The sequence below is a fragment of the Iodobacter fluviatilis genome, from assembly GCF_900451195.1.
Taxonomy (GTDB): Bacteria; Pseudomonadota; Gammaproteobacteria; order Burkholderiales; family Chitinibacteraceae; genus Iodobacter; species Iodobacter fluviatilis.
Map to the genome: position 1 here is coordinate 250,054 of NZ_UGHR01000003.1, position 16,052 is coordinate 266,105.

15 protein-coding genes, 1 tRNA gene and 2 pseudogenes are annotated in these 16,052 nt (G+C 45.5%); 3 read left to right on the forward strand and 15 right to left on the reverse strand.

The annotated features are described in order from the left end of the window. Positions 1-63: 63 nt before the first annotated feature. The 3 genes from DYD62_RS16505 to DYD62_RS16515 all read right to left on the reverse strand — a co-directional run bounded on the left by DYD62_RS16505 (position 64) and on the right by DYD62_RS16515 (position 2,681). A complete protein-coding gene (locus DYD62_RS16505; protein WP_165928788.1) occupies positions 64-1,584 on the reverse strand; it encodes a tetratricopeptide repeat protein in 1,521 nt (506 codons plus the stop codon). Positions 1,585-1,751: 167 nt separating this feature from the next. Continuing rightward, positions 1,752-2,162, reverse strand: coding sequence for a pilin (locus DYD62_RS16510; RefSeq protein WP_115228522.1), 411 nt, complete (start codon positions 2,160-2,162; stop codon positions 1,752-1,754). 108 nt (positions 2,163-2,270) lie between these two features. Then, complete coding sequence (locus tag DYD62_RS16515; RefSeq protein ID WP_115228523.1) at positions 2,271-2,681, reverse strand: pilin; 411 nt, start codon at positions 2,679-2,681, stop codon at positions 2,271-2,273. Between the two features lie 199 nt (positions 2,682-2,880). Between DYD62_RS16515 and DYD62_RS16520 the strand changes: the two genes are divergently transcribed. Beyond that, positions 2,881-2,956, forward strand: a tRNA-Thr gene (locus tag DYD62_RS16520). A 373-nt stretch (positions 2,957-3,329) separates the two neighbouring features. Here the strand turns inward: DYD62_RS16520 and DYD62_RS16530 are convergent. The 3 genes from DYD62_RS16530 to DYD62_RS16540 form a co-directional block, all read right to left on the reverse strand. Then, positions 3,330-3,932 (reverse strand): Maf family protein, encoded by a 603-nt coding sequence (locus tag DYD62_RS16530; RefSeq protein WP_115228525.1) that lies wholly within the window; start codon positions 3,930-3,932, stop codon positions 3,330-3,332. An 89-nt stretch (positions 3,933-4,021) separates the two neighbouring features. After that, complete coding sequence (rlmH, locus tag DYD62_RS16535) at positions 4,022-4,492, reverse strand: 23S rRNA (pseudouridine(1915)-N(3))-methyltransferase RlmH (RefSeq protein WP_115228526.1); 471 nt, start codon at positions 4,490-4,492, stop codon at positions 4,022-4,024. After that, on the reverse strand, positions 4,489-6,039 hold the full coding sequence (locus DYD62_RS16540; protein ID WP_165928787.1) for an EAL domain-containing protein: 1,551 nt from the start codon (positions 6,037-6,039) through the stop codon (positions 4,489-4,491). The genes rlmH and DYD62_RS16540 overlap by 4 nt, the downstream gene beginning before the upstream one ends. Positions 6,040-6,106: 67 nt before the next feature. On the opposite strand from DYD62_RS16540, the gene DYD62_RS16545 reads away from it, so the two are divergent. Continuing rightward, on the forward strand, positions 6,107-6,793 hold the full coding sequence (locus tag DYD62_RS16545) for a TIGR01621 family pseudouridine synthase (RefSeq protein WP_115228528.1): 687 nt from the start codon (positions 6,107-6,109) through the stop codon (positions 6,791-6,793). 53 nt (positions 6,794-6,846) lie between these two features. Here DYD62_RS16545 and DYD62_RS16550 read toward each other — a convergent pair whose 3' ends face one another. Together DYD62_RS16550 and DYD62_RS16555 are read right to left on the reverse strand one after the other, a co-directional pair. Further along, a complete protein-coding gene (locus tag DYD62_RS16550; protein WP_046353753.1) occupies positions 6,847-7,614 on the reverse strand; it encodes a LytR/AlgR family response regulator transcription factor in 768 nt (255 codons plus the stop codon). Next, entirely contained in the window at positions 7,583-8,626 is a 1,044-nt protein-coding gene (locus DYD62_RS16555) for a sensor histidine kinase (RefSeq protein WP_165928786.1), read from the reverse strand. Before DYD62_RS16555 ends, DYD62_RS16550 begins: the two co-directional genes overlap by 32 nt. Before the next feature lie 185 nt (positions 8,627-8,811). Between DYD62_RS16555 and DYD62_RS16560 the strand changes: the two are divergent. Beyond that, positions 8,812-9,918: pseudogene (locus tag DYD62_RS16560) on the forward strand (YifB family Mg chelatase-like AAA ATPase); the annotation flags it as partial. Positions 9,919-10,108: 190 nt separating this feature from the next. On the opposite strand, the gene DYD62_RS16565 reads toward DYD62_RS16560, so the two are convergent. From DYD62_RS16565 to DYD62_RS16600, 7 genes and pseudogenes are all read right to left on the reverse strand, one after another. Next, a complete protein-coding gene (locus tag DYD62_RS16565; protein ID WP_115228531.1) occupies positions 10,109-10,765 on the reverse strand; it encodes a hypothetical protein in 657 nt (218 codons plus the stop codon). A gap of 270 nt (positions 10,766-11,035) precedes the next feature. Beyond that, positions 11,036-11,245 (reverse strand): annotated as a pseudogene (locus DYD62_RS16570) (ATP-binding protein); the annotation flags it as partial. Further along, the gene (locus DYD62_RS24450; protein ID WP_165928785.1) at positions 11,221-11,403 is read right to left on the reverse strand and encodes a DDE-type integrase/transposase/recombinase; all 183 of its coding nucleotides are present in this window, start codon (positions 11,401-11,403) and stop codon (positions 11,221-11,223) included. The pseudogene DYD62_RS16570 and the gene DYD62_RS24450, both read right to left, overlap by 25 nt. Before the next feature lie 509 nt (positions 11,404-11,912). Further along, a complete protein-coding gene (locus DYD62_RS24455; protein ID WP_115228535.1) occupies positions 11,913-12,176 on the reverse strand; it encodes a transposase in 264 nt (87 codons plus the stop codon). A gap of 67 nt (positions 12,177-12,243) precedes the next feature. Continuing rightward, the gene (locus tag DYD62_RS16590) at positions 12,244-13,464 is read right to left on the reverse strand and encodes a JmjC domain-containing protein (RefSeq protein ID WP_115228536.1); all 1,221 of its coding nucleotides are present in this window, start codon (positions 13,462-13,464) and stop codon (positions 12,244-12,246) included. 128 nt (positions 13,465-13,592) lie between these two features. After that, positions 13,593-14,810: a JmjC domain-containing protein gene (locus DYD62_RS16595; protein ID WP_165928784.1), complete on the reverse strand. Its 1,218-nt coding sequence runs from the start codon at positions 14,808-14,810 to the stop codon at positions 13,593-13,595. Positions 14,811-14,836: 26 nt separating this feature from the next. Continuing rightward, on the reverse strand, positions 14,837-16,051 hold the full coding sequence (locus DYD62_RS16600; protein WP_115228538.1) for a JmjC domain-containing protein: 1,215 nt from the start codon (positions 16,049-16,051) through the stop codon (positions 14,837-14,839). Position 16,052 lies beyond the last annotated feature (1 nt).

A 16,052-nucleotide genomic window follows, 5' to 3' on the forward strand; every position in this document is an offset into this window, starting at 1 on the left:
AGCAATAGTCATGCCAGCTTATAAAACAAGTGAACTCAAAGTATTTCCCGACAAGTGCACTAATTATCGGGTACAGGCAGCAGTAAGGCCTAATGTACATGCTTTAATGTAGTCGTCTCTGGCTAGCTCTGGCTTTGCCTGAAGCTCAAAAACACGAGCGCGACCCAGATAGGGTCTGAAGTAATCTGGCTTTAATAAAATGGACCGATTAAAGTCTTCCAGCGCCTTTTGATAATCCTGCATTTCAAGATAAACAGCTCCTCTGTCATTGTAAACAAAGCTGTACTGCGGCCATATTTCTAAAGCCTTATTGAAATCATTAAGCGCAGAAATATATTGTCTCTCTTTAAAAAAAGCCAAGCCTCTATTGTGATAAACACGCTCTACACCAGGCCTGTTTTCTTTTCCATCCAGTAATCTGGCTGCATCGTCCCATAATAATAATGGATGAGAAAAACTAACCAACCTTTGTAAAGTTAATGGCAACATCAGCACGGCTATAGCACTTAGCAATATAATTGATTTTTTAGCATTCAATTTTTGTAAAAAAAACGGCAAAGCGCAAGATACAAAAACAAGCCAAATATAGCTGCGATAAATAACGAATGATTCCTGAATGCGTATCGTTGAAAACTCTGTAAAAAACATTATCCATGGGCAAAGGAAAGAAAAGCCTAACAACCCCGGTAAACCTCTTTTTTTCAATAAGTACATAAATGGAAATGGAAATAAAACATAGAATATGGCAGCAGGCAACTGAGGAAATAATATAAATTTGGTTGCAAAAACTTCATAAATATCTATTGACATCCACCGCGAAGAAGGTAAAAACCAGATCATTAAATATTTAAAAAATAAACCTGCCTGTGTAAATACTGAAAGTGGATAGGCTAGTTTTACGTTAAAATCAGGATCAATTAATGCCAACCGGGAAAACATAGCCGGAGCACCTAATTCATATGCTGAGCCGTACAGATCTATTTCATTTTTTTTAGCATAGAATACATAAGCCGCAATAAAAGTGCACATTAAAAAATATGGCCAGCTAAACTTCAAAATATTCTTAACGTCTTTTCTTACTAAAATTGCTGACATAAATGCTATGCTCGGCAACATAATGGCATTTTCTTTGCAAAGCACAGACAAGCCATACAACAATGCTGAAACGTATAAAAATAATTTATTTTCAAAAATAATGCTTTTAATAAACAAAAGCAACATGGCTAACGCAAAAAAAGTAGCCATCAGCATACTTCTTTGTGATAAATAAGCTACAGAATATGCAGCAGCTGGGTGCAGGGAAAAAATTAAACTTGCAAAAAACGCGGTATTTTCTAAAGATAAACCTTTGACTTCACTCTTTATTACTTCTTTAAAAAGATATTTTAATAAAATGTACAGAAGGACACCATTACAGGCATGAATAATTGAGTTTCCTAAATGAAGCCATATGACATCATTTCCAAAAGCAACGCGGGTCCATTCAAATGTTGCATAAGGCAGCCATCGTAAAGAAAAATCAAAATATTTATTTAAAAACTGATCATGAACAACGCCATTAAAAAAATAATTATCGTCAAACATAATAGGGTTATTAAAAAACATGAAGTACAAAACAAATGGAATTAGCACTATAAGAAATACATGTATAAAAAAAACATACTTCGTATTGTAATATCTCAATGCCATCCCCTTTATTTTATAAAAAAACCCAGACTTGCCTTATTGCAAGCCTGGGTTTTAGATAAATATTAACGGCAGTATTTAACACTAAGACAAGTACCAGACTGAGCCCAGGTAATTGCTGAGCCTGCGGAATTTAATGTAGGACTTAAAATAGAAGTATATCCACCCGCAGCAGTAGTTCCGGTAAAATTTATAACACCATTCGCTACTGTACCACCAGCAGCGAGACCTGTTGTAGCAGCAGGTGCAGCCGGAATACCCTGTGTACCCGAGTTACACCCTGTAAATGTGCCTAAATCAGCATGGCACAATGCGACAGCTTGCTTATATGAATCAGAAATGCTGAGTACTTCTGAGAATTTAGCTTTTTTAGTGTAATCTTGATAAGACGGAATAGCCACCGCAGCTAAAATACCGATAATTGCCACAACAATCATTAATTCAATCAAAGTAAAACCTTGTTGAATATTCCTCATTTCATACTCCAAATATTTATATTAATAATTAAGCATTTTTAATAATAATTAAATATTTTAAAAAAATGAGCCAGTTATTATCAAACCAGCTCATCTATAAATACCTTATTAGCGGCAGTATTTTACAGACAGACAAGTGCCTGTTTGTGCCCAAGTAATTGCAGATCCTGCTGCATTTAAAGTAGGAGATAAAACAGATGTATATCCACCTGCAGCAGTAGTACCTGTAAATGTAATAACCCCTGCTGAAATGGTGCCGCCAGCAGCAAGCCCCGTTGTAGCCGCAGGCGCAGCCGGAATACCCTGAGTACCCGCATCACACCCCGTAAAAGTGCCTAAATCTGCATGGCACAGTGCTACCGCTTGCTTGTACGAATCAGAAATACTCAGCACTTCAGAGAATTTCGCTTTCTTGGTGTAGTCCTGATAAGAGGGGATCGCCACTGCTGCCAGGATACCGATAATGGCTACAACAATCATCAATTCGATCAGGGTAAAACCCTTTTGCATGTTTTTCATTTCTTGCTCCTAACCTTTGATTTAAAAGCTTTTTTCCCTGAGCACTTGCATGCAAAATATGTTCTTTGCTTGAGTATGACAATGCAATATAGGTGCCTGACGGTGTAGGTTTTAGGGGTAAGCTGATTAACGGTGGGATTAGTCGGCAGACCAACGGTGAGTGCCTTATACTTTGTTGTGTACTGCCTGTTAGGCAGCTGCCGTTGTAGCTCAGTTGGCAGAGCAACTGATTCGTAATCAGTAGGTCGGGTGTTCGATTCACCTCAACGGCACCATCTGATTTAAATAAAAAAAGCCCCACCTAGGGCAAATGCCGTTCACTTAAGCCGTTTTGCTTGAGTTCCCCCCTTTGAAAAAGGGAGGCTAGGGGGGATTTGCAGTTGACGCTGAGCTTAAATAAGCAAAAAACCAAAGGAAAATCCCCCTCAATCCCCCTTTTACAAAGGGGGAAGCAAAACCAATACCTTAAGTGAACGGCATTACCAACTGGGGCTTTTTTTATTGCTGGGGCCAACTGCAATGTGACGAAAATGGTCAGGTAGAGACCAAATTTGACATCAGGCAGATCATTTATTCCAAATGTCATATTGTAAGCACATTGTGAATAGGCTTAAAGCCAGCCAACTTTCAGGCAAAAATTAAAGTCTTTTATGCTGAAACCGCAAGCAAACCCAAGCCATGGCGGGCGAGCAGGGTGGCTGTGTCGTGCAGGGGCAAGCCCATTACGCCGCTGAAGCTGCCTTGCAAATCAGAGATAAACAACCCCGCCGTGCCTTGTATGCCGTAACTGCCCGCCTTATCCATAGGCTCACCACTTGCAATATAGGCGGCGATTTGGGCAGGGCTAAGCGGCATAAAGGTAACTGAGCTGACTGACAACAGCACTTCTGTGCCGGTGTTAGTGCGTAAACCTAGGCTGGTCAGCACTTCGTGGCTGCGGCCGGAGAGCTGCGCCAGCATGGCCGCAGCGTCGCTGGCATCCAGCGGCTTACCCAAAATTTGCCCATCCAGCACCACGGTGGTGTCAGCGGCTAAAACGGGCAGGGGATTTTTTCCCTGTGCCAGCATGGCTTGCCAGCCTGCTTCTGCCTTGGCTTTAGCCAGACGAAGTACATAATCCCTGGCGCTTTCGTTTTCCAAAGGCGTTTCGTCGACAGGGGCCGAGATGCGCTCGAATTGAACGCCAATTTGCGCCAGCAGCTCTTGGCGGCGCGGGCTGCCAGAGGCAAGATAGAGTTGGGTTGTTGGCATGGTTTTTTATATTAGGTTTTAGAATAAAGGGATGGCCGGGTGATGGGTATCGCCAAAAACCGGCGCCACCCATCCAGCAAGACCAAGCATTACTCGCGATGATAAGGGTGGTTATTGATGATCGATACGGCCCGATAAAGCTGCTCGGCGAGGATGACTCTGACCATGCCATGGGGCAGGGTCATGGCGGAGAGTTGTAATAGCTGGTCGGCACGTTTTTTTACGCTTGGGTCAAGGCCATCGGTGCCGCCAATAATAAATACCGTTTCGCGGCCATCAATTTGCCAGGTTTTCATTTTCTCGGCCAGCTGCATGGTCGTCCAGTTGGCTCCATGTTCATCCAACGCCAGAACGCGGGCATCTTGCGGAATAGCAGCCAGAATGCGCTCGGCTTCGTCCGCCATTACTTGCTGTGCCGTTTTGCCACTGCCACGTTTATCGGGCTTCAGCTCAAGCAATTGCAGCGGAAAATCGCGGGGCATTCGTTTAGAAAACTCTTTATATCCAGAGTCGATCCAATCCGGCATCTTGTGCCCAACAGCTATTAAAGTCAGTTTCATACGGCTTCAGACAAAGGGGTGAAGCTTAGCGGTTTAAGCGATACGGGGGTAGGGCCCTGCAAAAATTGCTTCAGATCTGCATAGGTCATCGCCTTGGCATAGAGCCATCCTTGGCCCCATTCCACACCCATTTCTTTAAGCGTATCAGCCTGCCCACTGGTTTCAATTCCTTCTGCCACCACGCTCAAGCCCAATGCTTTCGCCATTTGTACAATATGCGATGCCACATGATGCGTTGCCGCACCACTACCCAGTGCTTGTACAAAGCTTTTATCGATTTTCAAGATATCTACCGGTAAGTTATGTAAATAACTAAGGCTGGAATACCCCGTGCCAAAATCATCAATCAAGATCATATGGCCCGCTTCCCGCAATCGGGTAATCACTGCAATCTCGTTCTGGCCCATAACCAGGCTGCGCTCGGTGATCTCCAGCTTGATACGTTTCGGGGCTAACTGATGCTTTTTGCAAAGGGCCGCTAGGTTTTCTACAAACAATGGCGAAGCTAAATCTTCCCCTGATAAATTCACAGCGACAGCAATATCCATATTTGCAAGCTGCGCTAAATCAGAGGCCACCTTTTCCAGTACAAATTGTGTCAGCAGGCTAATCTGCCCGTTTTCTTCTGCATAGCCAATAAACAGATCAGGACTGATTTTGGAGCCATTTTGTCTTTTCCAGCGTAATAACGCCTCGGCAGAACTCACTTCTCCGGAAGCCAGAGCCACAATCGGCTGATAATGCACTTCAAACTCGCCCAATTGCAGGCCTTCGATGATTTCCAGCCCCATGGTAAAGCTGCGGCGGGTCAGCCAGACAATAATGCCGATAAGCAGGGTGCAAAGCACAATGCCTAAAGGCAGCAGGTCTTTAAAGTAAGTGAGCCATGCACGTTGTAGCTCCGCAGGGGGTAAATAGGCTGTAATTTTATAATTAGGGTTACTTTTGCTCAGTCTGGATTGCTGCAACCATGCTTGATCTGTTTTAACTCTTACCCCTTTGGTACTGGCCAATACCCGCTGATGCAGCACAGCCTCGATATATAGCGCCCGTTTCTGTGCGGGCAAAATATCAACTAAATAGAGTGGATTAATCATTGCATAATGAGGACCCGTACCATACAAAAGAGAGGGTTTAGGCAAACGCCCTTTAAACTCAAACCAAAGTGAGCGCCCCATAGTGGTTTTCTGGTCCCACGCAGGCAGCGGATAAACCCGGCGGCTGGAAGCAGAACATTGCACGATATTGTCGGGAGCATATAAAACACTCCGCACAAACAGCTCGTCAAAAGCAATTTCACTTAAACGCTGTTGATGGGCTTCACTACAATCATTTAGCGCTGAATGATCCAGCTCATCCAGAAAAAGACCGCTTAAAGTGAACACACGATCACTACGCATCATCGCCTGCTCGGCCACATCTTGCAGATATGCCTGTAAATTTTCCTTGGCCTGCTCTCTGGCCAGCCAGGCAGCAAATAAAGTGACCGCCACGCAGGTAAGGATCGAGATTAAAATGGCTTGCCATAATAGTTTCTTTTTGCGCATCTGATTATGCTTACGTCCTATATTTAGCAAGATGTCTCTCATCGTAATCTCTTTACCTTAGCCAAGCATGCCCCTATATACAAATCACACTCTTATTGCTTATGAGCACCCCGATTTTCTGGTTGCCATCAAACCCGCAGGCCTGTCTTTTCACCAAGAAGATGGAGAAGCGGGCTTTGTAGAGGTTTTACGCCATGAGCTAGGTGGAATGCCACTTTGGCCAGTGCACAGGCTGGATAAACTAACCTCGGGTTTACTGCTTTTTGCCAAAAATGCAGAAGTAGCCCGCTACTTTGGAGATGCATTTGCTGAGCACCGGATTAATAAATATTACCTAGCCCTTTCAGATAAAAAACCATCTAAAAAACAGGGCTGGATCAAGGGGGCAATGGAAAAGGGCAGGGGAGGATCATGGCGCTTATGCCGGGAGGGCGAGCTAAAAGCAACCACACAATTTTTTAGCTTTGGAGATAAGGCAACAGCTAAGCGGCTATTTGTACTAAGGCCGCTTAGTGGGCGCACCCATCAGTTGCGCGTGGCACTTAAAAGCTTGGGCAGCCCTATTTTGGGTGATGAGCGCTATGGCGGAACGCCTGCGGATCGCGGCTATTTACATGCTTGGGCTTTAGATTTTGATTATCGAGGGGAGCAACAGCGCATCTTGCTAGCCCCGGAAACAGGTTTTGCCTTTCAAGACCTGAAAGAACAACTAGCTAACATTCCTGCGCCTTGGGATTTAGCTTGGCCTAAATAATGATCGGCAGGGAAGGGGAAAGCATTGCAACCATAAGATGTATTCCAGCCCCTTTACCTGCCTTCACTCTCCAGTTTTTTAAGCTCTTTAATCACATGCTGCTGCCTACGGCTAACAGCCAGACGCTCAGGTAAATCGCGCAAAATCACCTGCCAGTGCGCTTCGCTCCCCCCGACTGCTGATTTTTCAAAGCCAGACATCATGTCGCGTGCTACTAGGCAGTTACGATGTATACGCACAAAGTGATTACCAAATTCTTCTTCTAAACGGGTCAGAGAATCTTCCAGCAAATACTCACGATCGCGCGTGCGTAAAGTAATGTATTTTTGCTCGGCCTTTAAATAATACGCATCCGAAACAGGGATTAAGTGCACCCGGCCACGCTCTGTTACGCTGAAATGTGTGCGGGCATGGCTGGCTGGCTCTGCTTGAGATCTGGCAGTGCGCATGTCCTGCACCCGTTTTAAAGCAGAAATCAGCCGCTCTTTACGAATAGGCTTTAAAAGATAATCCACAGCACGTACCTCAAAAGCGGCCACGCCGTATTCTTCAAAAGCCGTAGCAAAAATCACCACTGGCGGATGTGAAAAATGGCTGAGCTCCCGAGCCAGCTCAATGCCGCTCATTTGCGGCATCTGGATATCCACAATCACCGCATCGGCATCAGCTTCGGCTAAAGCAGCAAGGGCGGCCATACCGCTGGTAGCGGTACCAACCACATCGTGCGGGCACTCGTCAGCAACGTCGGCCAGCACATCTTGCAGCCTGCGCAAGGCGGGTATTTCATCATCAACAAGAAAAAGGCGCAGTGGCGTTCCCATGGGGAATCTCCCGGTAAGGCAAGACGATATGTACTTGATAATAGTCGTTATTCGCGTAAGTGCTTAAATTGGCTTCAGCATCAAAGTGGAGCAACAGCCGCTGGCGAATATTTTGCAGTGCCATTCCATTGCCCTTATGCTGGCTCACCGTCCCTGCTGGCGGCAGAGAATTTTTAATACCCAGATGAATATGTTTATCTTTTACTGCAATGCTGATCTGTACCGGGCCAGGATCTAAAATGGGCTCTACCCCGTAATAAATCGCATTTTCTAGCAGGGGCTGTAATAAAAGCGGGGGCAGGGCGCCCATCACGGATGATGGTGCGATATCCCACTCCACTTTTAGCCTGTCTCCCAAACGCACGGCCTCAATATTCAGATAACGGCGCGCTACTTCCAGCTCACATTCCACCGTAGAAAGCTGCTGCTTATCGACCATGACCACCCTGAACAGATCTGCCAGATCTTCCAGTACCTGCTCCGCACGCCTTGGCTCGCTGCGAATTAAGGACAGCACCGCATTCAGACTATTAAAAAAGAAATGCGGCCTGATTCTTGCCTGCAAAGCCGCCAATCTTGCTTCTGTTAGCCTGGGTGACAATGATTTCCAGCGTAAACGCAGATAAAGCATCACAGACACTACCAACATCATGGTAAACAGAAGCGCAGGAAGCAAGGCCGTTGCAGGCTGTAATACAGAGAACAAAACTTTTCTCTGGCCAAAAACCAGCAGCATAGCCAGTGCGCTCACAGCCAAAGTGCCCGTCCTGTAAGAGAAACAATTCAGCCAGGGCATAACAACAGACAGCACAAATAAAGTGCCCAGCAGCGGTGGCTCTACCCACATTGCCGCCTCACCCAGCCTGAGCGGCCATTCCTCCCATGCAGAAAGTCCCAGCAATACGTAAGCCAACATGCCAAGGTGGATCAGCAGCAAAATACGTAACATCACTCCAAAATTACGGAAGTCTGGTAGTGGAACCTGCTCTTCAATCGATTTTTCAAGCAGCATACGATGCATCCATTTGCGTACCTACAATGCCATGATTAAAACATGTACCGTCCTGATGAAAATCCAAGTGGCTAACGGCTGATCGATTAGTGTAATTGCGCGTAAACATACTCAAACCCAAACATCCCACGACTCATCGTCGTATTGTTACCTACACTATAAGGAATCCACTTCGAGCCTGCTGAATGTCTCTTGCCATTGTTCATAGCCGCGCCATGATAGGAATAGAAGCAAGCGCCGTGCTGGTAGAAATCCATCTGGCCAACGGTTTACCGGCTTTTAATCTGGTAGGGCTGCCCGATTTAGAAGTCAAAGAAAGCAGGGAGCGTGTGCGGGCTGCTTTGGCGGTATGTGGTTTTGAATTTCCAAACCGTCGCATCACCGTAAACCTTGCGCCTGCCGACTTACCCAAATCATCGGGTCTGTTTGACTTACCCATTGCCGTAGGAATTCTGGCAGCCAGTGGCCAGCTTCCTTTAGAGCAGCTGAATGATTTTGAGTTCGCCGGCGAATTAGGGCTATCGGGTGAATTACGCTCTATTCGTGGTGCACTAGGTATGGCCTGGGCCGCCCAAGCCGTGGGCAGGACGCTGATTCTTCCCGCAGACAGCGCCGCTGAAGCCGCCTTACTCAGCAGTGCCAGCGTGCTGTCTGCCAATCATCTGATGCAAGTTTGCAGGCATTTACTCGGCAGTGATCCACTTCCCATTGCCACCCCGGTCGCGATTGGAGCCCCGCCAGCCATGCTCGATTTAAGCGAGGTAAAAGGGCAGCAACAGGCCAAGCGCGCCTTAGAAATTGCTGCTGCGGGCAGACACAGCCTGCTGCTTATTGGCCCTCCTGGCACGGGTAAATCCATGCTGGCACAGCGCTTACCCGGCTTACTGCCAGAAATGAGCGAGCTGGAAGCGCTGGAAGCCGCCAGAATTCAATCATTAGGTAAAGAGCGGCTGGACGCCAGCCGCTTTGGGATCAGAGCTTACAGATCCCCTCATCACACAGCATCCGCAGTGGCCTTAGTGGGCGGAGGCAGTGTGCCACAGCCTGGTGAAATCTCTTTGGCGCATCACGGAGTGTTGTTTTTAGACGAATTACCAGAGTTTGACAGAAAGGTTTTGGAAGTCTTGCGTGAGCCATTAGAAAGCCAGAAAATCCACATTGCCCGAGCGGCACACTCCACCGAATTTCCGGCTGATTTTCAACTAATTGCCGCTATGAATCCCTGCCCCTGTGGCTACTTGGGCCATCCTAAAAAAGCCTGCCGCTGCACACCAGACCAAATTGCCCGCTACCTGCCCATCATCAAAATTAAGCTCACATGTCATCACAGTTAGACTCTAACTTTGATGATTCGATTCATTTGTAGTCTTGTTTCCACATGCCCACCCATACGTATAGCAACAAACCAGTGATGTTTGATGCGTTAGGTTCTAACCCCATAAATAATTAATTTAAGAAATTCATCGCTTAAAAAATATTTAATTAGTATGGGCTGCCGATTTTAATATCGGATAGTGGCAAAGGCAGTTCCTGCAAATAATTGTGTAAAATCGAAAAATCATAAGGGCGAATACGTGCAGCATTTACTTGTGAGGTCAGCCAGCCAACCAATGTTGCTGACGTTTCATTGAAACGAATGAGGACTGAATTAATTTGCTTTGCTCCCCGGTACAGGGGTACCCCAGGAGCACGATTAATTTCTTCAAATATTTTGCCAGTTGGCTTTGAAGGGTCAAATTTATGGCGAAGAAAAAACAAATTCAGCAGACGTAATAACGCTATATTAAACGGGTCAATTGGCAGGGAAGGTACACCGCCACCGCCACCATCTCCTCCACCTTTACCAATTTGCGATCCAATATCCATTTCCCATGTTTCAAGTGGGGGGAGCGAGCATTTAAGTAAAGCTAGCAACTCATTTCCAACGGCATGTCCTGTGAAAAATGTAAAAATTGGCGCTGAAGTACCCTTTTTTTGCGCAGTAAATTGATACGCTCGATGGGTACACGGTGGATGATATAGACCATAAACAGGCCGGCCAGGCACGCATTGAAATCTTCTAATCGGTGTGATTTTATAGATTTTCACCATTACCTCACGATTTCCCTTCATTTTTATAAAATCTTCGGGCATATCCATATCCATTCCTCCTTATCGAAATAGATGCAACAATAAATAAACCTTTCAAAAACCATTAATTATCTCTGCAAAACACGGAGAGGTGCGCCGACGATTTTTATACCTCTGGTTGTGTATTACTTATCAACGCTCATCCAGACTCAAAGAGCAATTTAATTGAATTACTTAAGCTATATCGGCCACCCTAAAAATCATGCTAATGCGATATACCTAATTCCTCGGTACCGCCTCAGGCCACTTAGAAGTACCGGTCTACCTAGAGCTAATTATCTACGGAACGCGTATCTTGGCGACTATTGGACATTGGGAGGTTACGGTAGAGACTACAGTTACCTGTCTCCCCTCTTTTTTACGCTGTTTGAACCTGAACAAATCATTTCCTATGTCCATAATTTCGCAATGATGCGTTATCCGGTCCAGCAGTACTGTTGCCACCTTGACTTCCCCGAATCCCGTCACCCATTCCCGAAAGGACTGGTTGGTTGTGAGGACTTTAGGTTGTCATATACCATGTGCAGCGGCACACCACCGAAGAAGGCAAAGGCGCGATCATGCGCATAGAAGACCATCTCTTGGGTTTCCCGTGGATAGGCCACCACAAAGCATTGCCGGCTATAGGTTAAGCGGAAATGGGCCACTTTAATGGTCTGAAATACGCCATTGATTTCGGCTTGCTCATAGCACCAGTCAAACTAACAAACCTCGCCTAGCGCAAAGACCAGCGGGACAAAGGTCTGCTTATTACAGAGTGTTACTTTGTTGGATTTCCACGGTTTCACGAAACGCTGAGTGCTTTCATTAGCCTCGGTATCACCCTCAATTTGCAACGTTATGCGGTTCTGCGCTGAGCTTTGGACAGGAATGAGCCACTCTGTTTCCAGCCATTGCTCTAGGAGAATTTGAAATCCGGCCCAGTTTGGACTGAGGCTGTCGAGCAAGCAGATAGGAAGATGCCCCGGTCGTTTTAAGGTGCTTGCACACCGTAGGACGGAAGAATTTAAGATCAAGGGCAATGAAACAAATGCTCTCGTGACCGATGAGATGGCAACGCCGAATTTCGGTAATGGAGTCCATGGATAACACCCTAGGTTTCTCCGGCAAAATACCGGACGGTTACACAACCGGTGTGGAAACTATTGGATGTTGTTTACCCCGGACACTTGGAAATCTTTGCACGCTGATTCACACTGATATGGGCTCTTTGAATAATGTCCACATGCATTTGGACTTCGATATACATCTTTTTAAGACAATTATTTTCGTCCCCCAGTTTTTTAATCCGGGTCATCATTGAGACGCCCATACCCCCAAACTTAGCACGCCACTTGTAAAAAGAGGCAGAGCTCATGCCGTTCTCGTGGTACAGGTCAGCAACGGTCAAATCTGCTTCGACCTTCTTTAGAATCAACATAATCTGGCATTATCAATTGCCCACGGCTTTCATGTAGAACGCCTCAAAGACCAAGAGAAAATCCTACTTAAAAATGAACTGGTTTTGTGGGAGGATTACCTGTATGTAACTCGATAAGCCCCATTTGTAAAAGCGACTTAGCTATTAAAACACGAGATTCTATATCTAATGAGCCAGGTAGGTTCGCGAGAGATATGGGGGTCTGTGTCTTAAGTAAAGCCTCTACTTCTGGTTTGGCAGAAGCAGGTAGGTTGAGAGAAGGTGCTGATAGCGGTGTTTGATTTCCCACTGTACCAGTTGCATAAACCTGAATACGAGTCGCAGAGTCAACTACTTCTGTATTACGCCATGGTACTGCACTGATAATGCTTGATTTGTCAACAACTGGTGGCGTTAGTATTGAGGCTAGAGAGTCGTCTTTGTGATAAGGACGGGTAGAAGCTATCACTCGTCGGACATGTGAAATAGCAGCTAAGGGGCTACGGTCGTCAAAAGCTTTAATATTGAATGTATTTAAACCCGCGATTAGTTCTTGAACAGTACTTGGGTCTTCTGTGTTAATTTTTTTTCGTAATTCAGGTAACTGGATGGCTAATTCGTGAAGGCGGTGTTTCAATATGTCGTAGACCGTAAGATGTTCAATCCCGATGCTGATATGCATGGAATGGTCTTCATTACAAGCTGCTTTATGGCCTACGCCGCCACTCACAAAAAGCACATCACCTGGGCTCATCATAATATCAACGGAGTGTGCTTTGGCTTCCTGCTCAGTCATCAATCTAGACATTCCGCTGATCGGTGACTCTACTATTTTCTCAAAAATGCTCCAGCATTTTCTGCCGCTTAGTTGAATTACAAGAACATCAGTGGAATCCAAATGGGGAGGATATCCGGCATTCCCTTTAGGTGTAATAAATATCTTTGCGGAGGTTTTTGCACATAAACCACGTTCTAGCCCTAGGCAAAAGAGTGAAACATTGGGGTGAATCGTCTCCATTTGCTCAATCTTTGCCGTTGCTCCATCGCGCAAAGCTGACACCAAAAAATGTTTCTGGCTTGGCACCGCTCCCCGTACTGGTACATCAAGTGGTTTTCCGTTGAGATTCAGTTTAACTAACGTATCGAGCATCCCTTCATGCATGCTCAGAAAACTATCTAGCCATACTAAGTTCAACGTAAAGTGAAGTTGTGAGGACATGGCTCGAAACTCAAATTTGTTATCACTAATTGGTTTGCGGAGCCAATCCACGAAATAGTCAGCTGAGTTATCAAAGCGTACGTCCTGCATGTAAATACTCCTTGCCTAGTTAGGGGATATAGAGTCAATTTTTATTAACTCTATGAAATATATATATTTTTATTTATTCTCAAATTATGTTGATGATATATTTTGGGCCATATATTGATTCCACAGTATCAGCCCCGGTTCGATGGTGAATAGGGATATATGATACCCATTCGTCCTAGTGCATTCATAAGGACATGTGTGCTGTCAGGGTTGATCATCTTATCTATATCTTCCAGTGTGAAGCCGTGCGACTGTTGTATAACGGTTTCTAGAATTGGTTGAATGTTGACCGGTAAGCTGGCTGATGCTGGTAAAAAGGTCCAACTATGAGCGGTAGCTGCAGCCGGGACGTGGGTGGCGTACTCAATTTTTAATGCCTCTTCGTCTGAAGCCATGCGGAACATTGCTCCTGGAGCGAGGCAAAATGATTGAGTCCTCTTTGTATTGCGATCAAGCGGCTTCCACGGTATGCGAATGTAGGTCGATTGGCTCCAAAGACGATACGTGTGGTTCTGATACAGCATAGATTCTGCTGTCATGCCGGAATACTCTGCGATGGCATGAGAACGTAAAGCTTCTACATTATCGAGAGTCAGTTCGTGGTGGGCATCACCGAGTTGCCCTATCGCGAGTAGTTTTCCTGTCATCCACGATGCAGTTGCTTTTACTGGGAGGATCGGGTCAAGATCAATGGCAAGATGTACTGATATATCATCAGTAGTGAATGCTTCATGAAGTGTTCCGCCTGGGATAAAAATTCCATCGCCTGGATTCATTACAATTTCGAGATGTTTGGGACCGACAGTTGATGGATCCACTTGATAGCCGCCAAAGTGAAAGCGTACCTTGGCAAGGTTGTCATAGCAGCGCCAATTTTTTGAGCCTACCATTTGTACTACAAAGGCGTTGTCATAATCATAGTGGATCGGGGTTGCTGCCATACCCTCTGCGCTACAGAAAGCATCAATACGGACGTTACAACAGAGTGCCCCTGACAGCATTGCTGCTAGCTCGCCAATATAGGGAATTTCTCGCTGTAACTGGCAAATGTTTAGCATGACCTTGTTGCTACGGCAGGCTTCTATGATACTGGTCCATGTTTCATCTAGGATAAGCTGATGGGACTCCACTCTCTTACCATTCTGGTAGCCACGTGATATATCCAGATTTGCTCTGTTCCGCTTGAAAACATCAAGAATGTCGGCTAGAAGCTGGTCTGTATCAGGAAAGAAATCTAATTGCAAATTCTCAAGAGGTAGGCCAACGAGAGTGCTGGTGTGTAGATGTGCTTTCACAGTAGAAAGCCAAGAGGTTTTCCATCCTTTTTCACCGGTAAATAGCTTCATGAGTGTTGTTCCCATCGACGTTTAATTTAGTGTTCAACCAAAGAACTATCAACTACTTCAATAAGTCCCATGTTTGAAAATTTTCGTGCAAGTACAACCTTCGAAGCTAGGTCCAACTCGCCATGTAACTCTCTGACTGTGACGGGGACTGTGGACGTAAGTAGCTGGCGAACTTCAGATTCTGCTATGGCTGGGAGCTCTATGTGTGGTGGGGCTGTTAGTAAAGGGCGCCCAGGTCGAATGGTTGATGAGGCTCGAATCCAAAGCTTATCGCCATGAACTTCAATGTATGATGGCTTATGTGGTACACAGCGAACCAGACTATCTGGGCACAACTGGTAAGCTTTCGCGTAATTGGCAAGCCCATACTTTTGTGCATCAATTCGGTTTGCACTATATGCGATTTTGAAGTTGGAAATTAACGTATCCACATCAATTTCGGATACCGCGTTTGCCAAAACATCACGTGCAAGCGTTATGCGGTTTTTAAAATCTGGGGCGGTGGGATAAACAGGTTGTCGCAGTTCAACGTACTGTTCTAGTAGCTCCTGTAGAGCATATTGCAAAAGCTCTACAGGGCGATGAGTGCCAACTCCTACTGTCATATGTAAAGAATGTGAGTCAGTGCACATTGCTTCGTGTGGGAAGCCTGCGGGGATATAGAGCAAATCACCGGGCTCTATAACCGTTTCAATGAGCGGATCTGGCATCGGAACTCCAGCCAGAGGTCGGTTCATTGTTTTTGTGGGAAAAGACGTATGCTCAGGGTATATTTTCCAGTGTTTACGTCCGGAAAGCTGCGTTATAAAGGATGAAACAGGGTCAAAGTGGATACCAAATCCTTGTTGTTTGGGAGGGGTTAAAAATGTCATTGCGTAGGTGTCTCCCCCAAACTCGGCTTCATAAGCACGGCATATTTTGGCCATTAGAGGGTGTCGAAACTCGAAATCTTCTACCTTGATCGTTGCTCCGAGTTGAAATTGCTTATCAATGAACGTTTTTTGGGTCTCAGCAAAGAAGAGTGGATTAGCATGAATTACTTGGTCTTCGCTGCCAATCAGTACACGAGTAAATGCGTGAATATTGCCTTCGTTTGCGTTTAGAAGGTCATCAATACTTTCCATATTAACGTGTTCATATAAGCGATTGGCTCCCTTGATAAGCAGTGGTTGCTTGTCGAGAAATTCAGCTTTGAAACGCTCAATTGATATTTCACCAAAAACGAACTCTTGCAGTAACATT